The 25,941-nt window shown below is 70.0% G+C and carries 21 protein-coding genes and 1 tRNA gene; 6 read left to right on the forward strand and 16 right to left on the reverse strand.

Annotated features, from left to right (window positions below; genetic code table 11):
• Positions 1-108: 108 nt before the first annotated feature.
• Entirely contained in the window at positions 109-417 is a 309-nt protein-coding gene (locus tag VFV21_RS00550; protein WP_329667627.1) for a hypothetical protein, read from the forward strand.
• A 9-nt stretch (positions 418-426) separates the two neighbouring features.
• Here the strand turns inward: VFV21_RS00550 and VFV21_RS00555 are convergent, their stop codons facing one another.
• Complete coding sequence (locus VFV21_RS00555; protein WP_329667628.1) at positions 427-1,236, reverse strand: 3-hydroxybutyrate dehydrogenase; 810 nt, start codon at positions 1,234-1,236, stop codon at positions 427-429.
• Positions 1,237-1,346: 110 nt separating this feature from the next.
• On the opposite strand from VFV21_RS00555, the gene VFV21_RS00560 reads away from it, so the two are divergent.
• Complete coding sequence (locus tag VFV21_RS00560) at positions 1,347-3,308, forward strand: 3-hydroxybutyrate oligomer hydrolase family protein (protein WP_329667629.1); 1,962 nt, start codon at positions 1,347-1,349, stop codon at positions 3,306-3,308.
• An 80-nt stretch (positions 3,309-3,388) separates the two neighbouring features.
• On the opposite strand, the gene VFV21_RS00565 is transcribed toward VFV21_RS00560, so the two are convergent.
• Positions 3,389-6,715 carry a hybrid sensor histidine kinase/response regulator gene (locus VFV21_RS00565; protein ID WP_329667630.1) on the reverse strand — a complete coding sequence of 1,109 codons (3,327 nt, stop codon included), beginning with the start codon at positions 6,713-6,715 and terminating at the stop codon, positions 3,389-3,391.
• Positions 6,716-6,981: 266 nt separating this feature from the next.
• Entirely contained in the window at positions 6,982-9,183 is a 2,202-nt protein-coding gene (locus tag VFV21_RS00570; protein ID WP_329667631.1) for a TonB-dependent receptor, read from the reverse strand.
• A 159-nt stretch (positions 9,184-9,342) separates the two neighbouring features.
• Here VFV21_RS00570 and VFV21_RS00575 point away from each other — a divergent pair, with 159 nt between their 5' ends.
• The 4 genes from VFV21_RS00575 to VFV21_RS00590 all read left to right on the forward strand — a co-directional run bounded on the left by VFV21_RS00575 (position 9,343) and on the right by VFV21_RS00590 (position 12,602).
• Positions 9,343-10,740, forward strand: coding sequence for a GntP family permease (locus tag VFV21_RS00575; protein ID WP_329667632.1), 1,398 nt, complete (start codon positions 9,343-9,345; stop codon positions 10,738-10,740).
• A gap of 80 nt (positions 10,741-10,820) precedes the next feature.
• The gene (locus tag VFV21_RS00580) at positions 10,821-11,414 is read left to right on the forward strand and encodes a DUF4019 domain-containing protein (protein WP_329667633.1); all 594 of its coding nucleotides are present in this window, start codon (positions 10,821-10,823) and stop codon (positions 11,412-11,414) included.
• 116 nt (positions 11,415-11,530) lie between these two features.
• Entirely contained in the window at positions 11,531-12,199 is a 669-nt protein-coding gene (locus tag VFV21_RS00585; protein ID WP_329667634.1) for a hypothetical protein, read from the forward strand.
• A gap of 10 nt (positions 12,200-12,209) precedes the next feature.
• Complete coding sequence (locus VFV21_RS00590; protein ID WP_329667635.1) at positions 12,210-12,602, forward strand: VOC family protein; 393 nt, start codon at positions 12,210-12,212, stop codon at positions 12,600-12,602.
• Between the two features lie 108 nt (positions 12,603-12,710).
• Here VFV21_RS00590 and VFV21_RS00595 read toward each other — a convergent pair whose 3' ends face one another.
• The 13 genes from VFV21_RS00595 to nuoN form a co-directional block, all read right to left on the reverse strand.
• Positions 12,711-12,875 (reverse strand): hypothetical protein, encoded by a 165-nt coding sequence (locus tag VFV21_RS00595; RefSeq protein WP_329667636.1) that lies wholly within the window; start codon positions 12,873-12,875, stop codon positions 12,711-12,713.
• A gap of 178 nt (positions 12,876-13,053) precedes the next feature.
• The gene (locus VFV21_RS00600) at positions 13,054-13,668 is read right to left on the reverse strand and encodes a trimeric intracellular cation channel family protein (protein WP_329667637.1); all 615 of its coding nucleotides are present in this window, start codon (positions 13,666-13,668) and stop codon (positions 13,054-13,056) included.
• Positions 13,669-13,716: 48 nt separating this feature from the next.
• Positions 13,717-14,571 (reverse strand): DUF817 domain-containing protein, encoded by an 855-nt coding sequence (locus tag VFV21_RS00605; RefSeq protein ID WP_329667638.1) that lies wholly within the window; start codon positions 14,569-14,571, stop codon positions 13,717-13,719.
• 13 nt (positions 14,572-14,584) lie between these two features.
• Positions 14,585-15,196, reverse strand: coding sequence for a CDP-diacylglycerol--serine O-phosphatidyltransferase (gene pssA, locus VFV21_RS00610; RefSeq protein ID WP_329667639.1), 612 nt, complete (start codon positions 15,194-15,196; stop codon positions 14,585-14,587).
• Positions 15,197-15,353: 157 nt separating this feature from the next.
• Positions 15,354-17,453, reverse strand: a complete 2,100-nt coding sequence (gene pnp / locus VFV21_RS00615; protein ID WP_329667640.1) for a polyribonucleotide nucleotidyltransferase — start codon at positions 17,451-17,453, stop codon at positions 15,354-15,356.
• A 125-nt stretch (positions 17,454-17,578) separates the two neighbouring features.
• Positions 17,579-17,839: a 30S ribosomal protein S15 gene (rpsO, locus tag VFV21_RS00620; protein WP_329667641.1), complete on the reverse strand. Its 261-nt coding sequence runs from the start codon at positions 17,837-17,839 to the stop codon at positions 17,579-17,581.
• Positions 17,840-18,005: 166 nt separating this feature from the next.
• Positions 18,006-18,974 (reverse strand): tRNA pseudouridine(55) synthase TruB, encoded by a 969-nt coding sequence (gene truB / locus VFV21_RS00625; RefSeq protein ID WP_329667642.1) that lies wholly within the window; start codon positions 18,972-18,974, stop codon positions 18,006-18,008.
• A gap of 9 nt (positions 18,975-18,983) precedes the next feature.
• Positions 18,984-19,346, reverse strand: a complete 363-nt coding sequence (gene rbfA, locus VFV21_RS00630; RefSeq protein WP_034209932.1) for a 30S ribosome-binding factor RbfA — start codon at positions 19,344-19,346, stop codon at positions 18,984-18,986.
• A 15-nt stretch (positions 19,347-19,361) separates the two neighbouring features.
• On the reverse strand, positions 19,362-22,046 hold the full coding sequence (gene infB / locus VFV21_RS00635; protein WP_329667643.1) for a translation initiation factor IF-2: 2,685 nt from the start codon (positions 22,044-22,046) through the stop codon (positions 19,362-19,364).
• An 82-nt stretch (positions 22,047-22,128) separates the two neighbouring features.
• Entirely contained in the window at positions 22,129-23,616 is a 1,488-nt protein-coding gene (gene nusA, locus VFV21_RS00640; RefSeq protein WP_034209930.1) for a transcription termination factor NusA, read from the reverse strand.
• A 46-nt stretch (positions 23,617-23,662) separates the two neighbouring features.
• Positions 23,663-24,196: a ribosome maturation factor RimP gene (rimP, locus tag VFV21_RS00645; protein ID WP_329667644.1), complete on the reverse strand. Its 534-nt coding sequence runs from the start codon at positions 24,194-24,196 to the stop codon at positions 23,663-23,665.
• Positions 24,197-24,359: 163 nt separating this feature from the next.
• Positions 24,360-24,436: transfer RNA gene (locus tag VFV21_RS00650), tRNA-Met, on the reverse strand.
• 64 nt (positions 24,437-24,500) lie between these two features.
• Complete coding sequence (gene nuoN, locus VFV21_RS00655) at positions 24,501-25,940, reverse strand: NADH-quinone oxidoreductase subunit NuoN (protein ID WP_245593925.1); 1,440 nt, start codon at positions 25,938-25,940, stop codon at positions 24,501-24,503.
• Between the last annotated feature and the right edge of the window lies 1 nt (position 25,941).

Below are 25,941 nucleotides of genomic sequence, written 5' to 3' on the forward strand. Positions count from 1 at the left end.
ACTGAAGTCCCTCCCACAAGGAAGGCTGAACGCAAGTTCGAGGTTCACCGAGCGTTCGGGGTGCCGGCGGCAGGGTCGTGTGCACATTCCTTTCCCGGAGATCCCGCCATGAAGACCCTGCTCTCGCTCGCCCTGCTGGGCACGCTTTCGGCCGGCGCCGCCGTCGCGCAGCAAACCACGGGCGCGCGCGTCGATTTCGAGGCCAGCACCGGCCCCGTCACCGTGCAGTCGGTGCAGCCGCCGCTGCCCAACGCCAGCGACTACGACGCGACCGTGGCGCAGCTGGACAAGAACGGCGACGGCGTCGTGGTGCGTTCGGAAGTGCCCGAAACCCACGCCCTGGCCAGCGAGTTCCGCCTGGTGGACACCGACCGCAACGGTCGCATCACCGACGCCGAACTCGCCAGCTGGAAGTAGCCCTTCTTTTCATTGCGCGGTCCAGCCGCCGTCGATGGGGATGGCGGCGCCGGTGAGGTTGTGCGACTGGCGGCGGCAGAGCCATAGCACCGTGTCGGCGATTTCGGCGGGCAGCGACATGCGGCCGCTGGGCTGCTTCTCGCGCAGCAGTTCGCGCACGCCGGCGTCGCGGTCGCCGCCGATGGCTTCGGCGCGGGCGGCGATCTGCGGTTCAATCAGCGGCGTCTCGACCCAGCCGGGGCAGACGCAGTTCACCGTCACGCCGCCGGTGTCGCGCGAACCGGCGCCGGCGTACTCGAGCCCGGCCACCTTGCTCATGCCCACCAGGCCGAACTTGCTGGCGACGTAGGGCGATTTGTTCACCGACGCCACCAGGCCGTGCACCGAGGCGATGTTCACCACCCGCCCGTAGCCGCGCGCGGCCATGCCCGGCAGCGCGAGGCGCATGGTGTGGAAGGCGGCGCTGAGGTTGATGGCGATCAGCTTGTCCCAGGTGGCCGCCGGCATCTCGGCGATCGGCGCCGTGTGCTGCACGCCGGCGCAGTTGACCACGATGTCGGCGGGGCCCCAGTCGGCCAGCGCCGCCATCATCGTTTCGATGGCGCCGGCATCGGACAAATCGGCGTCGAAGTGGCGCGCGTCCGGTGCACCCGCCAGGCGCACGGCATCCACCGCGGCGGCCACCTGCGCGGCGCTGCCCAATCCATTCACCGCCACCCGCGCGCCGGCGGCGCCGAGGCCCTGGGCAATGGCCAGGCCAATGCCCGAGGTGGAGCCGGTGACGAGGGCGACGCGGCCCTCGAGGAAGCGATCGGTCATGGCGGGCTCCTGGCGGCGTAGGCGAACCGCCACCCTAGCAGTGCCCGCACGGCCGGCGCGTCGTACCAAGGTACGATGCCCCGCCCGGTCGCCGTTGCTAAGGTCGGTGCATGAACGCCAAGACCACCCTGCCCTCCCGCCCCCTGCCCGCGCGCACGCCGCCGGCCTGGGACCGCCGCCGCCGCGCGACGCTGGCCTCGCTGCTGGCCCTGGGGCTGGCGGGCTGCGCCGGCCACGCCGCACGCACGCCCTCGCTGGACCTTGATGCCGGCATCGCGATGCAAACGCATCGCGACGGCGATGACCTGCTGACCGCCGGCCTCGGCGAAACCGGCTTGCGCACCGCGACGCCACCCGCGTTCGCCGACCCGGCGCAGCCGACCGCGGCCGAGCTGCGCCGGCGCGCGATCTGGACCAACTGGCGCGGCATCGCCGACCTGTCGCCGGGCGGCGGCTACGCAGAGGTCTACGGCGCGCTGGCACCGGTGCCCGGCCGCGAGTACCACGCGCTGGTGCGCCTGCCGGGCCGGAACCAGCCGCACCGCGTGATGGTGCAGGTGCCCGATGGCTTCGATGCCGGGGCGCGCTGCGTGGTGGTCACCGCGTCCTCCGGCTCGCGCGGCATCTACGGCGCGATCGCGCTGGCCGGCGCCTGGGGCCTGCCGCGCGGCTGCGCGGTGGCCTACACGGACAAGGGTGCGGGCACCGGTTACGTGGACACCCGCGATGGCCGCGGCTTCGGCCTGGACGGCCGGCTGGCCGAAGGCGACACACCGGTCGAGTTCCGCGTGCCCGCGACCAGCGTCGCTTCCGGCGCCAGTATCGAGGACGACACGGCGGCCCCGGGGTCGGCGATTGCCACCAGCAGCGCCGCGGATATCGGGCTGCCGATCGCGGTCAAGCATGCCCACTCCGGCGACAACCCGGAGGCCGACTGGGGCCGCCACGTGGCGCAGGCCGCCGAGTTCTCGCTGCAGGTGCTCTCGCTGGCGTATCCGGACGCCGGCCCCTGGACCTTCGACACCACGCGCGTGATCGCGGTCGGCGTTTCCAACGGCGGTGGCGCGGTGCTGCGTGCGGGCGAACGGGACGGGCCGCACTTCGATGCGGTCGTGGCCGTGTCGCCGAACATCCTGCCCGGCGACGGCGGCCGCGCGCTTTACGACTATTCGAGCGATGCCGCGATCTGGATGCCTTGCGCGCTCAATGCCCGCGCCTACGACGGCGTGATGCTGGCGCGGCCCGGCGGCGCACCGGCGCCGGCCGGCTTCGCGCGCTGCACCTCGCTGCGCGCGGCGGGCCTCGTCGACACCGACGACTCCGCTGCGCAGGCCGAGGCCGCGCGCCGGCACCTGCTGGCCGGCGGCTGGACCGACGAGGCCATCGCCGCGGGCGTGCTGAGCAGCAACTTCGACCTCTGGCGCGCGGTGAATGCCACCTACGCGTCGGCGTACGCGCGCACCGGCCCGGACGCCATGCCCTGCGGCTTCTCCTTCGCCATGCTCGACGCGTCGGGCCAGCCGCGCGCAGCCACCGCCGCCGAACGCGCGGCCTGGTGGAGCGACGGCAGCGGGATCCCGCCCGGCAACGGCATCGTGCTGCGCGACCCGCGGGCCGAAGGCGGCGACCCGACGCACGCGGGCAACCTCTGCCTGCGCGGCCTTTGGGATGACGCCGAAGGCCCGGTGCGCGCCGGCATCGAACAGACCCGCGCCGCGCCGCCGCGCCCTGGCCTGCCGGTGATCGTGGTGCACGGCGCCGACGACGGCCTGGTGCCGGAAGCGTTCAGCGGTGCGGCCTACGCCCGCTGGGCAGCCCAGGACGGCGGCACGGTCCGCTACTGGCGCGTGCGCAACGCCCAGCACTTCGACGCCTTCCTCGGCCTGCCGGTGCTGGCCATGCGCTACGTCCCGATGCTGCCCTACGGCTACCGCGCGCTGGATGCCGCGTGGGCGCACATCGCGGAAGGCAAGGCGCTGCCGGCCAATGCCGACATCGCCACCACGCCCCGCGCCTTCGTCGATGGCGCCGTGCAGCCGCTGCGCGCCGAGAACCTCGGCGAAATGCCGTAACCCCCTGTGGGAGGGACTTCAGTCCCGATGCGTTTCGACGAGAAGCATCGGGACTGAAGTCCCTCCCACAGGACGCCGGGTCAGCGGGCGAGCAGGCGGGCCATGACGGACTTCAGCGCGAGCGGCTTCAGCGGCTTGTGCAGCAACACGCAGCCCGCGGCCGCCACCGCCTCGCGCACGTCGGTGCCATGGTCGGCGGTGATGACCACGCAGGGGCGCGGCGGCATCACCGCGGCCAGGCGTTCGCGCAGCATCAGGCCGGTCTGGTGGTCGCCGAGGTGGAAGTCGAGCAGCACCAGGTCGGGCGTGGCGGCCGCGACCAGGCGCAGCGCTTCGTCCGCGTCGCGGGCGGCCAGCACTTCGCACTGCCAGCCCTGCAGCAGGGCCTGCATGCCGCGCAACACGTCGGCGTCGTTGTCCACCACCAGCACGCGGCTGCGCGGCGGCTCGGGCGCCGGCGGCTCAGGCCTCGCGGCGGGCGCCGGTGCCGGCGCGGCGCGCGGCACTTCGATCGAGAACACCGTGCCCTTGCCGGGCCATGAGCGCAGTTTGAGCGGCAGGCCGAGCAGCCGGGCGACGCGCTCGGCGATGGCGAGGCCCAGGCCCAGGCCCTGCCCGCCGCGGTCGAGGCGGCGGAACTCCTCGAAGATCACCGCCTGGTCGGCCTCGGCGATACCCGGGCCGGTGTCCCAGACCTCGATCGCGAGGCAGTCGCCGCGCCGGCGGCAGCCGATCAGGATGCGGCCGCGCGCGGTGTAGCGCACCGCGTTGCCGAGGAAGTTCTGCAGCACGCGCCGCAGCAGCTGCGGATCGGTGTGCACCCAGGCGCGGCAGGCCACGGTGTCGAGCGGCAGCGACTTCTCCGCCGCCAGCACCCGGAACTCCGCGGCCAGCGGCAGCACCAGTTCGTCGAGGCGGAAGGCCTGCGGCTTGGGCGCCATGCCGCCGGCGTCGAGCCGCGAGATGTCGAGCAGCCCGCCCAGCAGCGATTCGGCCGAGCCGAGCGCGCCGTCGATGTTGGCCAGCGCCGCCTGGTGCCCCGGCTCCGAGAGCTGCGGCGAGAGCGCATGCACGAACAGGTGCGCCGCGTTCAACGGCTGCGCGAGGTCGTGGCTGACCGCGGCCAGGAAGCGGGTCTTGGCGCGGTTGGCGCGCTCGGCCTCGGCCTTGGCGCCGGCCAGCTCGGCGGTGCGCTCGGCGACGCGCTGCTCGAGCGTCTCGGCCACCGACTTGAGCTCGGCCTCGCTGCGCCGGAACGCGGTGACGTCGGTGAAAGTCGCCACGAAGCCGCCGCCCGGCATCGGCGTGCCGCGGATCTCGACCACGGTCTCGCCCAGGCGGCGTTCGGTGACGTAGGGCGTGCCCGCGCGCATGTGCGCCAGCCGGCGCTGCACGGCGTCGCCCGCTTCGCTGGCCTGCACCCGGCCGCGGGCGACGTTGTGCGCCACCAGCTCGGACACCGGCACCCCGACCTGCAGCAATTCGGGCGGGTAGTCGAAGAGTTCGGCATACGGCCGGTTCCAGGCCACCAGCCGCAGTTCGGCGTCCACCACGCTGATGCCCTGGCTCATGTTCTCCAGCGCCGCCTCCAGCACGCGCTGGTTGAAGCGCAGCGCCTGCGAGGCCTCGCCGACGATGGTGGCCACGGTATCGAGGTCGCGGCCCTGCTCGCGGCGCGCGGCGTCGAGTAGCAGCCGTGCCGACGCCGCGCCCAGCACGGCCGCCAGTTCGCGTTCGACCCGCTGCTGCACCTCGGCGGCCACCGCACCGTCGCCGCTGGCGCCGGCCAGCGCCGCTTCGACCCGCGGCTGCGGCAGGAACCGCGTGGCGACGGCGCGCAGCCCGTCGCGCGTCAGCGTCGCGCCCTGGCCGCGGTCCGGCAGCACATCCAGCCGCGAGGCCAGCGCCCAGGTCACCAGCGCCCCCGCGACCAGGCTCAGCACCGTCGCACGCGCGATCCGGCTCCACTCGCCCAGCCCGAACATCGCGTCCGGCGCCAGCCACGCCAGCCCGAACGGACCGTCGACCAGCCAGCCGCCGCGATGCGCCGCGGCCTCCGCCAGCGCCGGCACCAGCAGCACCCAGATCCACATCGCCACTGCGGCCAGCAGGCCCACCAGCACCGCGCGCGGCGGCGTCTGCGGCCGCCACACCGCGAAACCGACCGCGGGTGCCAGCGTCGCCAGCCCCGAGAACGACAGCGCGCCGATGTCGGCCAGCGCATCGCTGCCGGCGATCGCGCGGCTGTACAGCCAGGCCAGCAGCACCACCACCAGGATGCCCACGCGCCGCTGCATCAGCACCGCGCCGCGCAGGTCGGCGCCGCGGCCCCCGCCCAGGCCCCAGGCGCCGCGCACCAGCAGCGGCGCCAGCCAGTGGTTGGAGATCATCACGCTCAGCGCCAGCGTCGACAGGATCACCATGCCGGTGGCCGCGCTCAGGCCGCCGAGGAAGGCCAGCAGCGCCAGCCCTTCCTGGCCCTGCGCCAGCGGCAGCGCCAGCACGTACAGGTCGGAGGGCACGCCCATCGGCGCCAGCAGCGCATCACCGGCGCGCGCCAGCGGCAGGATCGGCAGCGCGATCAGCAGCATGTACAGCGGGAACAGCCAGCGCGCCGTGCGCAGCTGGCCCTCGTCGCGGCACTCGACCACGCCGACGTGGAACTGGTGCGGCAGCGTGAACATCGCCAGCGCCCCCAGCAGCACCAGCGCCGGGAACCCGCTGGCGCCGTCGGCCGGCGGCGGCACCGGCGGCACGTCCGGCAGGTCGAGCCCGAACCCGACGAAGGCGCCCAGCGCCAGCATCGCGCCCAGCTTGAGCAGCGACTCCACCGCCATCGCCAGCACCAGCCCGCGGTTGTGCTCGACCGCCGAGGCGCGGCGCGCGCCGAACAGCATCGCGAACAGCGCCATCGCCAGCGCCACGTACAGCGCGCTGTCCTGCCACGGCGGCGGCGACAGGTCGGAGGCGCGCGTGAGCAGCCCGTAGCTCATCGCCACCGCCTTCAGCTGCAGCGCGATGTAGGGAACGATGCCCAGCATCGCCACGAAGGTGACCACCGCGGCCAGCCACGAATTCTTGCCCAGCCGCGTGGCGACGAGATCGGCAAGCGATGTGGAGTTGTGCTCGCGCGCCAGCCGCAGCAGCTTCAGCAGGAAACCGAAGCCGAACACGTAAAGCAGGATCGTGCCGAGGAAGGTGGGCGGGATCGGCCAGCCCGAGCGCTGCGCCTGCGTCACCGTGCCGTAGAAGGTCCACGAGGTGCAGTAGACCGCCAGCGACAGGCTGTACACCGCCGGCCACTGTTTCGCGAGCAGGCCGGGCCGGCGCTCGGCCCACAGCGCGGTGCCGAACAGCAGGCCGAGCCAGACCAGGCCCGCGCCGATGACGAAGGCGTCGGTCAGCACGGCGCGCTACCCGCGGCTACGGCATCGCCACGGCGAAAGCCCACCCGCGCGACCGCTGGCCGCGCCGGCCGTCGTGATCCGGCCCCGTGTAACCCCCTCCGTCCGAGCATGCCTTGGTATTCAGCCGCAGATCGTTTGATCGCTTTCGAGGATACCGCACTGCCCGCCGGGGCAGGTCGGCCAGGCGTGCGCGGTGCGGTCCGCGGGCGAAAAAAGACGGGCCGCTTGCGCGGCCCGTTGGGATATTCCCCGGGGAAACCGATGCCTCAGAAGTCGTAGCGGGCCGACAGGCTGTACTGGCGCGGCGGGCCGTAGAAGCCGGTGACGACGCCGAGGGCCGCGTTGAGGTTGTAGCCAGTGGTCCGGTATTCCTTGTCGGTGAGGTTGGTGCCCTGCAGCGAGAAGGACCAGCTGCCGCCGGTGTTCCAGATCACGCCGGCGTTCACCAGGCCGTAGCCATCCTGGGTGATCGGCAGCGCGCCGGTGCGGACGATCTCGGTGGTGGCGACCACGTCGTCCTGGTAGCTGTAGCCCACGCGCGCGGCCAGGTTGCCGCCGTTGGCCAGGTCGGTGCGGTACTCGACGTTGATGGCGCCCGAGAACTCGGGGGCGTTGGTGAACTCCTGCTCGTCGGCGATGTTCAGGCCGGCGTAGATGAATTCGTCGTACTCGGCGTCGAGGAAGGCCAGGTTGCCGCTGACGAGCCAGTTACGGGTCGGCAGCCACTGGTACTCGACCTCCAGGCCCTGCACCGTGCCCTTGCCGGCGTTGGTGAAGTCGCCGAAGAAGGCATCGTTGGTGCCGTCGCCGTTGCTGTCGTAGCTGGTGAACACCGACAGCTGGATATCCTCGTACTTGTTGTGGAAGGCCGAGAGGTTCAGGAACAGGCGCTGGTCGAGGAAGGACATCTTGGTGCCCACCTCGAAGCTGTCCACGACCTCGTCGTCGAAGGGCTCGGCCGAGCGCGGCACCGCCGTGGCCTGGGCGCGGATGTTGTAGCCGCCCGACTTGAAGCCGCGGGTGGCCAGGCCGTACACGAGGATATCGTCGGTGGCCTGGTAGCCCAGCGAGACCTTCGGCGCGACGTTGGTGAAGTTGATGGTGCGGTCGAAGTCGGCCACCACCGAGATCGGCGTGGTGTAGGTGTTGTTGCTGTAGCCGCGGTTGAGCACGTCGGCGCGCTTGTCCTCGTCGGTCCAGCGCACGCCGGCGTCGAGCTTCCACTTGTCGCTGATGTCGAAGCTCCAGTCGCCGTAGACCGCGATGGAGTCGGTGTAGACCGTGCCCTGGGTGTCGCCGAACAGCAGGCCGAAGAAGTTGTTCAGGACCTGGCCGCCGGCCTCGCCGTCGAAGTAGTACACGCCCATCACGCCGCGGGCGCGGCCGCCGCCGTCGTAGTTGAACTGCAGCTCGTGGCTGATTTGCTCGTCGCTGTAGAACGCCTTGACGTCAGCGATGGTGGCCTGGGTGGTGTCGAAGTCGATGTTGGTCTCGGTATCCGACTCGCGGCGGGCGCTGACGAACTTGAAGCCCCAGTCGTCGCTGATGCGCCAGTTGGCCACGGCCGAGACGCCGGTCATCGAGGTGTCGTTGACGTTGGGCATGCCGTTGCGCACGTCGTAGCGGCTGGCCATCGGCGGCGCGCCCGGCACGAAGCGGTTGGCCGACAGCATCTTGGCGCCGCGCACGCCGGACTGGTCGTCCATCCAGTCGAAGGCCACCTGGATATTGAAGTCGTCGCTGATGAAGGCGCCGACCTGGGCGCGGGCCGCCAGGATTTCCTTGTCGCTGACGTCCTGGCCGGTGACGGTGTTCTCGCCGAAGCCGTCGCGGTGCAGGCTGGCGACCGCGACCCGGGCGCGCAGCGCGTCGGAACCCAGCGAACCGCCGATGGCGCCCTTCACGTCGAGCTGGCCGTAGTTGCCCACGGTGGCCTGGGCCATGCCCGTGGTGTCGGCCGAGAGGCCGCGCGAGATGTACTTGATGGCGCCGCCGACGGTGTTCTTGCCGTACAGCGTGCCCTGCGGGCCGCGCAGCACCTCCACGCGCTCGACGTCGAACACGTCCAGCAGCGCGCCCTGCGGGCGGGCGATGTAGACGTCGTCGAGGTAGATGCCCACGCCCGGGTCCACGCCCCACAGCGGGTCGGACTGGCCGACGCCGCGGATGTAGGCGGTGACGGTGCTGCTCGAGCCGCGGGCGGCGTAGACGGTGAGATTGGGCACCTGCGCGTCGAGGTCGCCGAGGTCGCGGATGTTGAGCTTGTCGATGCTCTCGGCGGTGAAGGCGGTGACCGCCACCGGCACTTCCTGCAGCGTCTCCTCGCGCTTGCGGGCCGTGACCTGCACCGCATCGAGGGTCACCGCCTCGCTGGACGGCGCCGCGGCCGGGGCCGACTGGGCCTGCGCCTGCGCGGCGGCCAGGGAAAGGGTGAGGCCGATGGCCAGGCTGAGGTGGTTGCGCTTCATTCGTTATCCCCTTGCAACGCGGTGGGCAGGCCGGGATGGCCGGATGCCGTGAAGACTATGCGTCGGCCCGGGCGGCCGGCACTGTACCTTGGTACAAGTGGCCGGCGCGGCGGCGGCTGGGGACACTCGGGGCCTTGCTTGGAACCGGGAACCGAAGGCATGTCCTTCCTGATCGTGCTCGCCGCGCTGTGCTTCCTGATGCTGGTCGCCTACCGCGGCTACAGCGTCATCCTGTTCGCGCCGGTGGCGGCGCTGGGCGCGGTGCTGCTGACCGACCCGAGCCTGGTGGCGCCGATGTTCACCGGGCTGTTCATGGACAAGATGGTGGGCTTCCTGAAGCTCTACTTCCCGGTGTTCCTGCTGGGCGCGATCTTCGGCAAGCTGATCGAGGTCTCGGGCTTCTCGAAGTCGATCGTGGCCGCGACCATCCGCCTGTTCGGGCCGGACCGGGCGATGCTGTCGATCGTGGCGGTGTGCGCCGTGCTGACCTATGGCGGCGTGTCGCTGTTCGTGGTGGTGTTCGCGGTGTATCCGTTCGCGGCGGAGCTCTTTCGCCAGGCCGACATCCCCAAGCGCCTGATCCCCGGCACCATCGCGCTCGGCGCCTTCACCTTCACCATGGATGCGCTGCCCGGCACGCCGCAGATCCAGAACATCATCCCGACCGGCTTCTTCGGCACCGACACCTGGGCCGCGCCGGTGCTGGGCACGATCGGCGGCCTGTTCATCCTGGCGCTGGGCATGGTGTACCTGGAATCGCGCCGCCGCGCCGCGCGCCGCGCCGGCGAGGGCTACGGAACCGACCTGAAGAACGAACCCACGCCCTTCGCCGGCGACCGGCTGGCCAATCCCTGGGTCGCGCTGCTGCCGCTGGTGCTGGTGGGCGTGAGCAACAAGGTCTACACCGTGCTCATTCCGCGCATCTACGGCGACAGCCACGAATTCGCGCCCTCGGTGATCGGCAACGCCGCGCCGGTGGTGCAAGAAGTCAGCCGCATCGCCGCGATCTGGGCGGTGGAGGGCGCGCTGCTGACCGGCATCGCCGCGGTGCTGGTGCTGGCCTGGAAGCCGGTGACCGCCCACTTCGCCGAAAGCACCCAGCCCGCCATCGGCGGTGCACTGCTGGCCTCGATGAACACGGCCTCCGAGTATGGTTTCGGCGCCGTCATCGCCGCCCTGCCCGGCTTCCTGGTGGTGGCGAACGCGCTGGGCTCGATCCCGAACCCGCTGGTCAACGAAGCCATCACCGTGACCGCCCTGGCCGGCATCACCGGCTCCGCGTCGGGCGGCATGTCCATCGCCCTGGCCGCGATGGCCGACACCTTCATCACCAATGCCAACGCCGCCGGCATCCCGATGGAGGTGCTGCACCGCGTGGCCTCCATGGCCAGCGGCGGCATGGACACCCTGCCCCACAACGGCGCCGTGATCACCCTGCTGGCCGTGACCGGCCTGACCCACCGCCAGGCCTACAAGGACATCTTCGCCATCACGATCATCAAGACGTTGGCGGTGTTCGTGATCATCGGCGTGTTCTACGCCACCGGGTGGGTGTGAGCCCCGGACCTGACGACACCCGAGGCCTCGTGCTAGCTTCCTAGCCCAATGCGACGGGCAGGAAGCGTGGAGCACCCGCGATGATCGACTGGCAGCGAGGCGACGCAGGGCACCCGGCCCGGGAGGCGAAGCGTGGCCCCGTGGAACCGCCCGCCGAAGCGGCGGCCCGGCGACACCGGCAGGGACGCCGCGTCACCATGATGCTGGTGTCCGCCCTGTTGCTGTCCCCGGCGCTACCGGGATGCACGGTCGACATCGGCACCTCCGCCGATGTGGCGCCGAAAATGCGCGAAGCCACGACCGATGAGCAATTGGCGGCGCACGCGGCCGCCGACCTGATCATCGCCGCGATCGACGATGAGGACTGGGACCGCGTCTGGAACCAAGCATCGACGGTACTGAAGAAGCAGACGTCGAAGTTCGCGCTCAAGGCCGTGCCGCTGGCTGCGCGGGGAATGTTCGGGGACTTCCTGGGCAGGAAGCCGCTCGGATACGCATTCCCGGAGACCATCGAGGGATTCCCGCCCGGCCGGTTCGCCGTCGTCGTCTACGCGGCTGACTTTTCCCGGGTGCGAGGCACCCACGAAAGCGTCGTCCTGGTCTGGGAGGACGACACCTGGCGTCTGGGTGGCTACTGGGTCAGGCAGGTGCCAGGGGCCGGCAAGACCCCCTGAGCCAAGGGCGAGCGAAAAAGGCCGCGACATGCCAAGTTCGGGTTGGTTGGAATGCGGGTGGTCATGCCCGACAAGGACAGAGCAATGAAGTCGAACTCGACCGGGGCGGCAAGGCCATGCCCCTGATAGTCCTGATGCTTTGCGTCGGCGTCGCCTCGACGCTGCCCGTGCTGGTGACGGCGCTGGTCGCGCGTGCGCTGGGCGTGGGCGTGCCGCAGATCGCCGCCGGTGTGGGCCGTCCCCGGCTGGAGTGGACGCTGGGAGGCACCGCGGTCTTGGTGACGCCCTGGCTATTCGCCTCCTCATGCACGTTCAAGGACCACGACGATCCGGACCTGGCCGCGGACGCCCCGGGGCGTCCCTTCGGCGAGGTGCATCCCGTGCTTCGCGCGCTGGTGGTCCTCTCGGGTCCGCTGGTGGTATTGGCGCTGTGCCTTGCGGCCGCGGGACCGGCGGCAGGCGCGGCCTTCGCGCAGGGCTTCGGGCAGATCACCGACGGCGCCCTGGATCCGCTTGGCCAGGCACAGGCCTACCTCGGCCGCTACGGACAGGCAGCCGACGCCGCGCCCTTCGCAACCGGCGTGCTGCTGCTGGCCAAGCTGATGGCATTCTCGCTGCTGCCACTGCCGCTGCTCGCGGGCGGCAACAGCCTGCTGCAGCTGGTGCGGTGGAAGCGCCTGGCGCTGCCGCCCTGGGTCGGTCCGGTGCTGCAGGTCAGCCTGCTGCTGATCCTGGCGATGGTCGTTTCCTGGACGGTCGCCTTGGCCGTTTTCCTGTTCGGCTGAGGCCGTCGCCATGAAGCAATCCCTTGCCCTGGTCAGCCTGCTCGTGCCGGACTACGACGAAGCCATCGCCTTCTACGTCGGCGTCTTGGGCTTCACGCTGGTGGAGGATACCTACCGGCCCGAGCAGGACAAGCGCTGGGTGGTGGTGGCGCCGCCGGGCTCGTCCGGGACCGGCCTGCTGCTGGCGCGGGCGGCCAACGACGAGCAGGCGGCGCGCATCGGCAACCAGGCCGGCGGCCGGGTTTTCCTGTTCCTTTGCACCGATGATTTCGACCGCGACTTCGACGCCTACCGGGCGCGCGGGGTCGAGTTCGTGCGGGCGCCGAGGCAAGAGGACTACGGCAAGGTGGCGGTGTTCCGGGACGCGTGGGGCAACCTTTGGGACCTGCTGCAGCCGTCGTGAACCGCGGCCAACGGCGCGGCGCGTCCGCTTGTCGCCCCTTTGCGCGGGATCGTCCGCCCCGGCATCCGCGCTTGCCGCTCAGCCAGTCGCCGCCGATCCAGGTTTCGGCTAGTCCTTGGTGCGCGTCTTCGATACGGCGGCCATGATGCCCACACCCAGCACGATGAGGCAGGTGATGCCGATGTAGAGCGTCGGGATGCCCGCGGTGACCATCGCCCAGGCGATGCCGGCGACGACCAGCGCGAGGCCAATGAGGAACAGTGCGAATGACATGGTGCCCTCTCCAGTCTGGAAGCCCGGGCACGGAGCCGGTTCCTTCGCCGTCTTGGCGGCGTGCGACGTTTATCGCAGCCCCGGCCTGAACGGACCGGGAGTCGCCCGGGGCGCGGGTCGGCGAGGGTTCAGCAGATGCGCCTTGCAACCGAAGGTGCCGGGCGGCCGGTCGCGCTGGCTACTCCGGCGGCCGGGCCACCGGCAGGGTCCAGCCGCGCCGGATCGCGAACAGGCGCAGGCCGGTGCAGGTCACGATGCCGGCGGTGACCACCCAGGCCACGGGCCAGCCCAGCGCCGTGCCCAACACCACCACGCCCGCGCCCGCCAGCGCGGCGATCGCGTAGAGCTCGGCCTTGAGCACGGTCGGCACCTGGGCCACCAGCACGTCGCGGATCATGCCGCCGCCGATGCCGGTGAGCATGCCCAGCAGCATCGCGCCGACCGGGCCGAGGCCGAAAGCCTGCGCCTTCAGCGCGCCCGCCACCGCGAACACGCCCAGGCCCAGCGCGTCGATGCTCTGCACCGGGTTGCGCCAGCGCTCGATCGCGCCCGCGCGCCAGAACGTGAGCAGCCCCGCTGCGATCGAGATCGCCACGTAGCGCCAGTCCTGCAGCGCCGCCGGCGGCGTCGCGCCGATCATCGTGTCGCGCATCACGCCGCCGCCGTTGGCCGCCACGAAGGACAGCACCAGCACGCCGAACAGGTCGAGCCGGTGGCGCACGCCGACCAGCGCGCCGCTGAGCGCGAACACGAAGGTGCCGACCAGGTCGAGCGTGACGAGCAGATAGTCCATGCGGGCCTCCCTTGGCCGGGCACTTTACCAGCGCGGCGCGGGCCGGGCTCAGTCGGGCACGTGGATGCGCGCCTTGATGTGCTTGAGGTTGGCGACGATGGTGAAGGTCATCACCACCAGCAGCGCCCACGAGCTCCACTTGCCCACGTGCACCGCGGCCCAGGCCCCGAGCTGGTTCGGGTAGCTCCAGACGCGGAAGAAGGTGCTGATGTTCTCGGCGATCCAGATGAAGAAGCCGATCAGCACGAAGGCCAGCAGCAGCGGCATGCGGCGGTCGCGGTCGAGCGGGCGGAACACGACGGTCGAGCGTGCGTATAGCCCCAGCGCCGCGGCCGCGAGGTACCAGCGGTAGTCGCCGATGTAGTGGTGGGTGAAGAAGTTGGCGTAGATCAGGCTCGCCACCAGCGCCGCCATCCAGTGCGGCGGATGGTGCAGCACGCGCAGGTCGAACAGCCGCCAGGCCTGGATGATGTAGCTGCCCACCGCCGCGTACATGAAGCCCGCGAACAGCGGCACGCCCAGCACCTTGGTCACGCCGGCGTCGGGATAGCTCCAGGAGCCGATCGACGGCGAGGTCTTGAACACCTCCAGCGCGAAGCCCACGGCGTGGAACAGGCAGATCGCCTTGAGCTCGTCCCAGGTCTCGAGCTTCGCGACCAGCATGAACGCCTGGATCGCCAGCGCCGCGACCAGTAGCACGTCGTAGCGGGCGATGCCGAACAGCCCCTCGCGCGGCACGGTGAACACGGCGGCGAAGAACAGCACGACGAACAGGCAGGCGCGCGCTTCCTTGATGCCGAAGTACAGGAACTCGCGCAAGAAGCGCGGCAACCTTTCGAGCCAGGGGTGCGGGCGCTGGCCCGTCAGGTGGTCATCGATGGCGGCCAGCGTGGGGAGGTTCACGGGACGCGGGGGCTCAGGGCTTGGGGATGCGGATGGTCTTGCTGATCATCAGCGATCCCGACACGGCGTACAGCAGCACCAGCGGATGCAGCTCCCAGCCCAGGCGCACGCTGCCGAACCAGAGCGCGTCGCCGATGTGGCCCTGCCAGGTGGCCACCGCCAGCACGATCACCAGCGCCAGACTGGTCGGGATCGGCGTGCCTTCGAAGTAGCGCACCTTGCCCTCGTCGCCGGTAAGCGACTCGGCGGTGACGTTGTAGCGCGCCAGCCGGCTGACGCCGCAACAGACGAAGTAGGAAAGCACCACCCAGTCCCAGCCGCCCTGCATGCCGCAGGCGTAGGCCAGCGCGGCGGGCGCGACGCCGAAGGAAATCACGTCCGACAGCGAGTCGAGCTCGCGCCCGAGCGTGGACGCGGTGTGCCGGTGCCGCGCGACCCAGCCGTCGAGCGCGTCGAAGATGAAGGCCAGCGGGATCAGCGCCATGCCCCACAGCAGGTCGGCCTGGCGGCCATCCTGCAGGAAGCGCATCGCGGCGAAGACCGCACCCGTGCCGCAGAACGCATTGCCCAGCGTCAGCCAGTCGGCCAGGTGGAACCCGCGGATCATCGAGAAATGGCGCTTCATGCCCCGACTCTACCAGCGCCCGCTACCCTGTAGGAGAGACTTCAGTCCCGAAGCTTTTCGGCGAAGGGCTTCGGGACTGAAGTCCCTCCTACAGGGACCGGGCAAAGAAAAAGCGGGCCGAAGCCCGCTTTTTCGTTCAGCCAGGGGAAGCGAAGGCTTAGACGCCCTCGCCCTCTTCCACGGCCTTGATGGACAGGCGGATGCGGCCCTGCTTGTCCACTTCCAGCACCTTGACCTTGACCACGTCGCCTTCCTTGAGCTTGTCGGAGACCTTCTCGACGCGCTCGTTGGAGATCTGCGACACATGCACCAGGCCGTCCTTGCCCGGGGCGATGGTCACGAACGCACCGAAGTCCATGATCTTGGCGACCTTGCCTTCGTAGATGCGGCCCGGCTCGACGTCGGACGTGATCTGCTCGATGCGCGCCTTCGCGGCCTGGGCGGCGGCGGCGTTGACCGAGGCGATGACGATGGTGCCGTCGTCCTGGATGTCGATCTGGGTGCCGGTTTCCTTGGTGATGCCCTGGATGGTGGCACCGCCCTTGCCGATCACTTCGCGGATCTTGTCCGGGTGGATCTTGATGGTCAGCAGGCGCGGCGCGTACTCGGACAGCTCCGAGCGCGGCGCGGTGATGGCCTTGGCCATCTCGCCGAGGATGTGCAGGCGGCCCTGCTTGGCCTGGGCCAGTGCGACCTTCATGATCTCTTCGGTGATGCCGTCGATCTTGATGTCCATCTGCAGCGCGGAGATGCCGCCCTGCGTACCGGCCACCTTGAAGTCCATGTCGCCGAGGTGGTCTTCGTCACCCAGGATGTCGGACAGCACGACGTAGTCGGCGCCTTCCTTGACCAGGCCCATCGCGATGCCGGCAACCGGCGCCTTGATCGGCACGCCGGCGTCCATCAGGGCCAGCGAGGAACCGCAGACCGAGGCCATCGACGAGGAACCGTTGGACTCGGTGATCTCCGAGACGACGCGGATGGTGTACGGGAACGACTCCATCGACGGCATCACGGCCTGGACGCCGCGGCGGGCGAGGCGGCCGTGGCCGATCTCGCGGCGCTTCGGGCCCATCATGCGGCCGGCTTCACCGACCGAGTACGGCGGGAAGTTGTAGTGGAACAGGAAGTGGTCCTTCGACTCGCCTTCGACGGCGTCGATGATCTGGCCGTCGCGCGCGGTGCCGAGGGTGGCGACCACGATGGCCTGGGTCTCGCCGCGGGTGAACAGCGAGGAGCCGTGGGTGCGCGGCAGCACGCCGGTCTTCACGGTGATCGGGCGCACGGTGTCGAGCGCGCGGCCGTCGATGCGGACCTTGGTCTTGAGCACCGACTCACGCATGGTGCTGTACTCGAACTCGCCGAATTCCTTCGACAGCTCGGCCAGGTTCCAGCCGTTGGCCTCGGCCTGCGGCTTCAGCGACTCGATGACTTCCTTCTTGAGCGCCGAGATGGCGTCGCGACGGGCCAGCTTGTCCTTGATCTGGAACGCGGCGGCCAGCTTGTCGCCGATGGCGGCCTTGAGCGCGTCGATCGGGGCCTGCGCCTTTTCCGGCGCCTTCCAGTCCCAGCGGGTGACGCCGACTTCGGCGACCAGCTCGTTGATGGCCTTGATGACGGTCTGCAGCTGCTGGTGGCCGAACATCACGGCGCCCAGCATCACGTCTTCGCTCAGCTCCTTGGCCTCGGACTCGACCATCAGCACGGCGCCCGCGGTGCCGGCGACGACCAGCTCGAGGTCGGAGGTCTTGAGTTCGGTGGTGGACGGGTTGAGCAGGTACTTGCCGTTGGCGTAGCCCACCTTGGCGGCGCCGATCGGGCCCGCGAACGGGATGCCCGACAGGGCCAGCGCGGCGGAGGCGCCGATCAGGGCCGGGATGTCGCCGTGGATCTCGGGGTTCATCGACATCACGGTGGCGATGACCTGGACTTCATTGCGGAAGCCCTCGGGGAACAGCGGGCGGATCGGGCGATCGATCAGGCGGGAAACCAGGGTCTCGCGCTCGGTCTGGCGGCCTTCGCGCTTGAAGAAGCCACCCGGGATGCGGCCACCGGCGTAGAACTTCTCGATGTAGTCGACGGTGAGCGGGAAGAAGTCCATGCCTTCCTTCGCGTTCTTGTTGCCGACCGCCGTCACCAGCACGACGGTGTCGTCGAACTTGACGATGACCGAGCCACTGGCCTGGCGGGCGATCTCGCCCGTCTCGAGGGTGACCTGGTGCTGACCGTACTGGAACGTCTTGGTTACTTTCGCCACGATGATGTATTCCTCTTTTCGGATTCAGTCCGACGGGCACCCTGCCCGGCGGTGGCGCATCCGGGGAATTCAAAGCCCCCAAATGCAACGCGGCGCATCACTGCGCCGCGTCTTTATTGCTTGCCTTAGCGGCGCAGGCCCAAGCGCTCGATCAGCGTCTGGTAGCGCGCCTGGTCCTTCTTCTTCAGGTAGCCCAGCAGCGAACGGCGCTGGTTGACCATCTTGAGCAGGCCGCGGCGGGAGTGGTGGTCCTGCTTGTGCGACTTGAAGTGGTCGGTCAGGTGGTCGATGCGGGCGGAGAGCAGGGCGACCTGGACTTCCGGCGAGCCGGTGTCGTTGGGGACGCGCTTGAACTCTTCGATGATCTTGGCGGAATCGATGGACATGGTGTTTTCTTCTCGGTGATGCGCAGCCTGCAGGAACGTCGCCAGGATTGGCGCCGCACCGCGTGGCCCGCCGGTTGGGAGGTGCTCGTGAAAGCCGCGAAAGTTTAACGGAAGGCGCCTTTGCGGACAAGGCTTTAGGCGGCACGGACGCGGCCGGGCGCGGGCTTCAGGAGGCCGAAGCCCAGCGGAACAGGCGCTTGGGCCAGAGCTGGCCGTCTTCACGCCACTCGCCGAGGCCGAGGGAGCGGCCGTTTTCGTCCAGCAGGTTCACGGTGAACGGCTTCGGGACTGAAGTCCCTCCCACAGGGGGCTCGCCGGGCCCCTGTGGGAGGGACTTGAGTCCGGAAACGGCCTGGCCCTGCCCCAGCCGGCGCGCCTCGTCCGGGCCGACCACGGCCGCCGGCCAGTGCGCCAGGCCGGCCTCGACCGGCAGCAAGCGTGACTCCAGCGCGCCCTCCCCGCCCGCCGCGGCCGTGGTCTCGAGGGCCTCGAAGGTGTGCATCACAGGCGGGTTGAAGGGTTCGACCCAGGTCCGGCGCAGCGCGGTGATGTGGGCGCCGCAGCCGAGGGCCTCGCCCAGGTCGCGGGCCAGGCTGCGGATGTAGGTGCCCGAGCCGCAGGTCACGGCCAGGCGCAGGCGGTCGCCGTCCAGGGCCAACAGGTCGATGGCTTCGACGTCCACCTCGCGCTCGGCGACCTCGATGGTCTCGCCGCGGCGGGCCTTGGCGTACAGCGGTTCCCCGCCCTGCTTCAGGGCCGAATAGATCGGAGGACGCTGCAGTATCCTGCCCAGGAAGGGCTGGAGCGCCGCCTGCACGGTGGCGTGGTCCAGCGCCGGCACCGGCCGCTCGCGCAGCACCTGGCCATCGGCGTCGTCGGTGTCGGTGACCTGGCCCAGCCGCACTTCGGCCTCGTAGGCCTTGCGGCCGCCCAGCAGCAGGCCGGCGATCTTGGTGGCTTCGCCGAAGCACAGCGGCAGCAGGCCGGTGGCCAGCGGATCGAGCGCGCCGGTGTGGCCGCCCTTCTCGGCGCGGTACAGGTGGCGCACGCGTTGCAGGGCCTGGTTCGAGCTCAGGCCGGCGGGCTTGTCGAGCAGCAGGATGCCGTCGAGCGGGCGGAAGACGGTGCGGCCCACGCGCGGGCCTCAGTCCTCGGCGGGGCCGGGCGGGTTGTCGCGCAGCAGCTGGTCGATGCGCTCGCCCTTGTCGACCGAATCGTCGTAGAAGAAATGGATCTCGGGCACGTGGCGCATGCGCACGGCCTGGCCCAGGCGATAGCGCAGCTCGGGCGCGATCTCCTTCAGGCCCTTGACCGCGGCCGGGCCCTGCTCGCCGATCAGCGCGGTCACGAAGACCTTGGCGTGGGCCAGGTCGCGCGTGACCTCGACGTCGGACACGCTGACCGAGGGCAGGCCGAACTCACGCACGGCCTGGTGCACGATCTGGCCGATGTCGCGCCGCAGCTGGGCCGCGACGCGGTCGGTGCGATGGAAGCTCTTCTTCGCCATGGGCTCGCGCGCGCCTTACAGCGTGCGCTGGACCTCGATGCGCTCGAAGCATTCGATCTGGTCGCCCGGCTGCACGTCGTTGTAGGCCTTCACCGCGATGCCGCACTCGGTGCCCGAGCGGACTTCCTCGACGTTGTCCTTGAAGCGGCGCAGCGACTCCAGTTCGCCCTCGAACACAACGACCGAGTTGCGCAGCACGCGGATCGGCTTGTTCTTGCGCACGGTGCCCTCGACCACGAGCGAACCGGCGACGGCGCCGAACTTGGAGCTGCGGAACACGTCGCGCACTTCGGCGATGCCGAGGATCTCTTCGCGGATCTCCACGCCCAGCAGGCCGGACGCGACCTGCTTCACCTGGTCGATGACGTCGTAGATGATCGAGAAGTAGCGCAGGTCGAGGCCATTGGTCTCGATGATGCGGCGGGCGCTGGCGTCGGCGCGGACGTTGAAGCCGATGATCACGGCCTTGGAGGTCGCGGCCAGGGTGGCGTCGGACTCGGTGATGCCGCCGACGCCCGAGCTGATCACGTTGATCTTGATCAGGTCGTTCGACAGCGCCACGAGGGCCTGGCGCAGCGCCTCGACCGAACCCTGCACGTCGGCCTTGACCAGCAGGTTGAGGTTGGCCTGGTCCTTGTCCTGGCCCATCGAGGCCATGATGTCTTCCATGCGCGAACCGGCGGTGGCGACCAGGCGCGACTCGCGGCGCTTGGCGTCGCGCTGCTGCGCGACTTCCTTGGCCAGGCGCTCGTCGGCCACGACCACGAAGTCGTCGCCGGCGTCGGGCACGCCCGACAGGCCCAGCACCTGCACCGGGATCGACGGCTCGGCCTGGTCGGTCTGCTTGCCGTTCTCGTCGAACAGCGCGCGGACGCGGCCGTAGTGCACGCCGCAAACCAGGTAGTCGCCCTTCTTGAGCGTGCCCTGCTGCACCAGCACGGTGGCGACCGGGCCGCGACCCTTGTCGAGCGCGGATTCGATGACCACGCCGGTGGCGCGGGCGTCGTACACCGCGGTGAGTTCCATCACCTCGGCCTGCACGGCGATGGCTTCCAGCAGCGCGTCCACGCCCATGCCGGTCTTGGCCGAGATCGGCACGAACTGCACGTCGCCGCCCCACTCTTCCGGCACCACTTCAAGCTTGACCAGGCCCTGCTTGACGTTGTCCGGGTTGGCTTCCGGCTTGTCCATCTTGTTCACGGCGATCAGCAGCGGCACCTTGGCCGCGCGCGCGTGGTTCACCGCTTCCACCGTCTGCGGCATCACGCCGTCGTCGGCCGCGACCACCAGCACCACGATGTCGGTGAGCTTGGCGCCGCGGGCGCGCATGGCCGAGAACGCCGAGTGGCCCGGGGTGTCGAGGAAGCTGATGACGCCCTTGTCGGTCTCGACGTGGTAGGCGCCGATGTGCTGGGTGATGCCGCCGGCTTCGCCGGTGGCCACCTTGGTGCGGCGGATGTAGTCGAGCAGCGAGGTCTTGCCGTGGTCGACGTGGCCCATGATGGTGACTACCGGCGGGCGGGTCTTGCGCTCGCCCTGCACGTCTTCCTGGTGCGCGACCAGCGCGACCTCGGCGTCGTCCTCGTTGGCCTTGCTGGCGCGGTGGCCGAGCTCCTCGGTCACCAGCACCGCGGTGTCGTGGTCGATGACCTGGTTGATGGTGGCCATCACGCCCATCTTGAACAGCGCGCGCACCACTTCGCCGCCCTTCATGGCCAGCTTCACGGCCAGGTCGGCCACGGTGATCGAATCACCGATGTAGACGTCGCGGACGATCGGCGCGGTCGGGCGCGAGAAGCCGTGGGCACCGCTGGCGGTGCGCGAGGGCTCCGGGCCGCGGACCTTGCTCTTCTTGCGGTTGCCGGCGGCGCCGCGGCGGGCGCGCTCGGAATCGGTGAGGTGCAGCTGGCCGGCCGCGAAGCGGCTGGCCTGGCCCTCGTCGCCCTCGTTGTCGACCATCGCGTGCGAACCGCGCACGGTCTTGCCCTTGGGCGGCGTCTGCTTGGCGGCGCCGGGACCCGGCTTGTTCGGGCCGGTCGGGGCCGGGCGCGCGGGCGCGGGCGCCGGCTTGGGCGCAACCGGACGGGCCTTGCGCGGCTCGTGGATGATGATCTGGCCGACCGGGCCCGGCGCGGCGGCGCGCGGCGACGGCTTGGGCGGCGCGACTTCGATTTCCTCTTCGAACTCCGGCTCCTCGGGCTCGACGGCCACCGGCGCGTTGCGCGCGGCTTCCTCGGCCTTCAGGCGGGCTTCCTCGGCGTCGCGCTCGAGCTTGCGCTTGCGGTCGGCTTCGCTGAGCGCGGCCAGTTCGGCGTCGTTGCGGGCCTTGGATTCCTCGAGCTTGCGCAGGGCCTCCTGGCGCTCGTCGGTCACCGGCGCCTCGGTCTCGTCGCGCTTGACGTAGGTGCGCTTCTGGCGGACCTCGACGGTGACCGTGGACTTGGTCTTGCCGGCGCTGACGGTCAGCTCTTCCTGCTTGCGTCGCTGCAGGGTGATCTTCTTGGGCACGGCTGCTTCCGCCGGCTTGTCGTCCTTGCCGTGGGTGCGGCGCAGGAAGCCGAGCAGCTTCATCTTCTCGGTGCTGCTGACCACCTGGTCCGGCCCGCTGAAGGTCATGCCCGCACCCGCGAGCTGCTCGAGCAGCTTCTCGGTGGGCATACCCAGCACTTTGGCCAGCGAAGCAACGGTGACTTCAGACATTGGTTGGTGATTCCTTGGGGCGGCGCGCCGGGGCGCGCGTGGTGGTGCGGGGAACGACTTGGAACAAACGCAGGCGGGGCGATTACTCGAACCAGTGTGCGCGCGCGGCCATGATCAGCTTGGCGGCGCGATCGGCGTCCATGTCCTCGATGTCCGTGAGGTCGTCGGTGGCCAGGTCGGCGAGGTCGTCGCGGGTGACGATGCCGCGGCCGGCCAGGGTGTAGGCCAGCGCTTCGTCCATGCCGTCGAGCGACAGCAGGTCGTCGGCCGGCTTGTGCTCCTCGATCTCTTCCTCGACCGCCAGCGCCTCGGTGAGCAGCGCGTCGCGGGCGCGGGCGCGCAGCTCCTCGACGATGTCGTCGTCGAAGCCTTCCACCGCCAGCAGCTCGGCGGCCGGCACGTAGGCGATTTCCTCGACCGTGCTGAAGCCTTCGGCGACCAGGATGCCGGCGATTTCCTCGTCGACCTCCAGCTTGTCCATGAACAGCTGGCGCGCGGTGGCCTGCTCGGTCTCGGACTTGGCGGTGACCTGGTCCTGGGTCATCACGTTGAGCTGCCAGCCGGTCAGGCGGCTGGCGAGGCGGACGTTCTGGCCGCCCTTGCCGATGGCCTGGGCCAGCTTGTCCTCGGCGACCGCGAGGTCCATCGAGTGCTTCTCTTCGTCGACGATGATCGACTGCACCTCGGCCGGGGCCATGGCGTTGATCACGAACTGCGCCGGGTTGTCCGACCACAGCACGATGTCGATGCGCTCGCCGTTGAGCTCGTTGCTCACGGCCTGCACGCGCGAACCGCGCATGCCGATGCAGGCGCCGATGGGATCGGTGCGGTGGTCGTGGGCGAGCACGGCGATCTTGGCGCGGTCACCCGGGTCGCGGGCGGCGGCCTTGATCTCGACCAGGCCCTGGCCGACTTCCGGCACCTCGAGCTTGAACAGCTCGATCATGAATTCCGGCGCGGTGCGGCTGATGAACAGCTGCGGGCCGCGCTGCTCGGCGCGCACGTCGAGCAGGTAGCCGCGCACGCGGTCGCCCGGGCGCAGCACGTCGCGCGGGATGGCCTTGTCCTTCGGGATGAAGGCTTCGGCGTTGCCGCCGAGGTCGACGAACACGTTGCCGCGCTCGACGCGCTTGACGATGCCGTTCACCAGCTCGCCGACGCGGTCGCGCCAGGCGTCTAGCACCTGCGCGCGCTCGGCCTCGCGGACGCGCTGGACGATGACCTGCTTGGCGGCCTGGGCGGCGATGCGGCCGAACTCGGCGTTCTCGACCTGCTCCTCGATGAAGTCGCCGACCTGGGCGCCTTCCTTCTCGTCGACCGCGTCCATCAGGCGGATCTGGCGCTCGGGCGACTCCATCACGACGTCGTCGGCCACCACTTCCCAGCGGCGGAAGGTCTCGTAGCTGCCGTCCTTGGGGTCGATGGACACGCGCACGGACACGTCCTGCTCGTGGTAGCGCTTCTTGGCGGCCGAGGCCAGCGCGGCCTCCATCGCCTCGATGATCACGGCGCGCGGCACGCCCTTCTCGTTGGCCACCGCTTCCATCACCAGCAACAGTTCCTTGCTCATCTTTTCCAGCTCCGTCAGGGGTGGTTCGACCGCCCCGGGGTTTTGATCAGGATTCTTTCTTGGCCTTGCGGCGGGTGCCGCCCGGGCCGGTGGGCTTGGGCTGGGCCGCCAGGCCCAGGGCGACCAGGTCCGGGACCAGGCGCGCCTTCTCGATGTTGTCGTGCGGCACGCGCATGTCGCCCGCCTCGTGCGCCAGCAGCACCACGTCGCCTTCGACGCCGGTGATGCGGGCGATGAAGCGGCGGCGGCCGTCCTGGGCCATGCGCAGGGTCAGCTTGGCCTGCTCGCCGACGAAACGGCCGAACTGCTCGGCGGTGAACAGCGGGCGGTCGATGCCGGGCGAGGACACTTCCAGCGTGTACTGCGAGGCGATCGGGTCCTCGACGTCGAGCACCGCGGCCACTTCGCGGCTCACCGCCTCGCAGTCCTCGATGCCGACCAGGCGGCCGGGCGCATCGATGTACAGGCGCAGCAGCGCGCTGTGGCCGGTGGGCGCGAACTCGATGCCCAGCAGCTCCAGGCCGAGGGCCTCGACCGTGGGTGCGAGCAGATCGCCGATTTCAGTCGCCTTGCCGGTCATCGGGTCGGTCCTGTGCCTTTGCGTTTGCGGAATTTCGAAAACAAAAAAGGGCCGTGAGGCCCTTTTCCGGTACATCCAGGTTCCGGCTTCCCGGGGCCGCCAACTGGGCCGACCCGAGGGAAAAAGCCTTGGCAATGAGTCCTTTCGGTTCAAGGCCAGAAACTGGTAGCGGGGGCAGGATTTGAACCTGCGACCTTCGGGTTATGAGCCCGACGAGCTGCCAGACTGCTCCACCCCGCAGCAGTAGACGCGCATTATAGGGGGGCCGGCGAAGCCGGCGCAAGCCCAATGATGATCGAGCGGTTCAGGCGACCGGGAACGCGACCCGGCACCAGGCCAGGATCCACTCCGCGAACAGGCCCAGCACCAGCAGCGCCACCGCGTTCACCGCGAACAGTACGCGCACGTGGCCGTCCGGATGGATGCGGGCGCCCTCGCCTTCCGGCTCGTCGAAGAACATCACCTTGACCAGGCGCAGGTAGTAGAAGGCGCCGACCACGGCCGCCACCACGCCGACGATGGCCAGCCACAGCAGGCCGGCATCCACCGCCGCGCGCAGCACCTCGAGCTTGGCCCAGAAGCCCAGGAAGGGCGGCACGCCGGCCAGCGAGGCCATCACGAACATCACCAGCGTGGCCTGGGTCGGGTTGCGCGCCCACAGGCCCTTGAAGTCGGCGATGTCCTCGGCCTCGAAGCCCTTGCGAGACAGCAGCAGGATGGCGCCGAAGGCGGCGGTGGACATCACCGCGTAGCTGATGGCGTAGAACATCGCCGCCGAATAGCCCACCTGCCCGCCCTGGGCCAGGCCCATGAACAGGAACCCGACGTGCGAGATGGTCGAGTACGCCAGCATGCGCTTGAGGTTGGTTTGCACCAGCGCCACCAGGTTGCCGATCACCAGCGACAGCGCCGCCAGCCAGGCCACCATGTCCTGCCAGTAGGCATCGACCGGACCGACGCCGGACTCGAGCAGGCGGTAGGCCATGCCGAAAGCGGCCAGCTTGGGCGCCGAGCCGATGAACAGGGTGATCGCGGTCGGGGCGCCGTGGTAGACGTCCGGCAGCCACATGTGGAACGGCGCCGCGCCGAACTTGAAGGCGATGCCGACCAGCATGAACACCACGCCGAACAGCAGCAGCGTGCGGTCGCCGGTGCTGGCCGCGGCGGCATGGATCTCGCCCAGCTGCAGGCTGCCGGTGGCGCCGTACACCATGGACATGCCGTAGAGCAGCATGCCCGAGGCCAGCGAACCGAGCACGATGTACTTCATCGCCGCCTCGGACGAGCGCGGGTTGTCGCGGTCCATGCCGACCAGGCCGTAGCTGCTCAGGGCCAGCAGCTCCAGGCCCAGGTACAGCACCAGCATGCTGTTGGCCGAGATCATCAGCATCATGCCCAGCACCGAGAACAGGCCGAGCGCGTAGAACTCGCCCTTGAACAGCCCGCGGTCCTGCAGGTAGGGCTTGGCGTAGACGAAGGACGCGCCGGCCACCACGTACACGGCGAGCTTGAGCACGTCGCTGGCGGTGTCGCGCACGAACAGGTCGGCGAAGCCGTACACCGGCGCCATCGCCATGTCGCGCGCGGTCAGCACCGCCGCCGCGGCCAGGATGAACAGGGCCAGGAAGTGGGTCAGGCCGCGGCGCTGGTCGGACAGGAACAGGTCCACCATCAGCAGCGCGAAGGCCGCGCCGCAGACGAAGATTTCCGGTCCCAGCGGTACCAGGTCGGCGAGGGTGGGCATC

Origin of the sequence: Arenimonas sp. (genome assembly GCF_036275555.1) — a bacterium.
Taxonomy (GTDB): Bacteria; Pseudomonadota; Gammaproteobacteria; order Xanthomonadales; family Xanthomonadaceae; genus Arenimonas.

What these genes read in the sequence shown, in the direction of transcription:
- VFV21_RS00550 (WP_329667627.1), top strand. Translation starts at nt 109, where the DNA reads ATGAAGACCCTGCTCTCGCTCGCCCTGCTGGGCACGCTTTCGGCCGGC.
- VFV21_RS00555 (WP_329667628.1), bottom strand. Translation starts at nt 1,236, where the DNA reads ATGACCGATCGCTTCCTCGAGGGCCGCGTCGCCCTCGTCACCGGCTCC.
- VFV21_RS00560 (WP_329667629.1), top strand. Translation starts at nt 1,347, where the DNA reads ATGAACGCCAAGACCACCCTGCCCTCCCGCCCCCTGCCCGCGCGCACG.
- VFV21_RS00570 (WP_329667631.1), bottom strand. Translation starts at nt 9,183, where the DNA reads ATGAAGCGCAACCACCTCAGCCTGGCCATCGGCCTCACCCTTTCCCTG.
- VFV21_RS00575 (WP_329667632.1), top strand. Translation starts at nt 9,343, where the DNA reads ATGTCCTTCCTGATCGTGCTCGCCGCGCTGTGCTTCCTGATGCTGGTC.
- VFV21_RS00580 (WP_329667633.1), top strand. Translation starts at nt 10,821, where the DNA reads ATGATCGACTGGCAGCGAGGCGACGCAGGGCACCCGGCCCGGGAGGCG.
- VFV21_RS00585 (WP_329667634.1), top strand. Translation starts at nt 11,531, where the DNA reads ATGCCCCTGATAGTCCTGATGCTTTGCGTCGGCGTCGCCTCGACGCTG.
- VFV21_RS00590 (WP_329667635.1), top strand. Translation starts at nt 12,210, where the DNA reads ATGAAGCAATCCCTTGCCCTGGTCAGCCTGCTCGTGCCGGACTACGAC.
- VFV21_RS00595 (WP_329667636.1), bottom strand. Translation starts at nt 12,875, where the DNA reads ATGTCATTCGCACTGTTCCTCATTGGCCTCGCGCTGGTCGTCGCCGGC.
- VFV21_RS00600 (WP_329667637.1), bottom strand. Translation starts at nt 13,668, where the DNA reads ATGGACTATCTGCTCGTCACGCTCGACCTGGTCGGCACCTTCGTGTTC.
- pssA (WP_329667639.1), bottom strand. Translation starts at nt 15,196, where the DNA reads ATGAAGCGCCATTTCTCGATGATCCGCGGGTTCCACCTGGCCGACTGG.
- rpsO (WP_329667641.1), bottom strand. Translation starts at nt 17,839, where the DNA reads ATGTCCATCGATTCCGCCAAGATCATCGAAGAGTTCAAGCGCGTCCCC.
- rbfA (WP_034209932.1), bottom strand. Translation starts at nt 19,346, where the DNA reads ATGGCGAAGAAGAGCTTCCATCGCACCGACCGCGTCGCGGCCCAGCTG.
- infB (WP_329667643.1), bottom strand. Translation starts at nt 22,046, where the DNA reads ATGTCTGAAGTCACCGTTGCTTCGCTGGCCAAAGTGCTGGGTATGCCC.
- nusA (WP_034209930.1), bottom strand. Translation starts at nt 23,616, where the DNA reads ATGAGCAAGGAACTGTTGCTGGTGATGGAAGCGGTGGCCAACGAGAAG.
- rimP (WP_329667644.1), bottom strand. Translation starts at nt 24,196, where the DNA reads ATGACCGGCAAGGCGACTGAAATCGGCGATCTGCTCGCACCCACGGTC.
- nuoN (WP_245593925.1), bottom strand. Translation starts at nt 25,940, where the DNA reads ATGCCCACCCTCGCCGACCTGGTACCGCTGGGACCGGAAATCTTCGTC.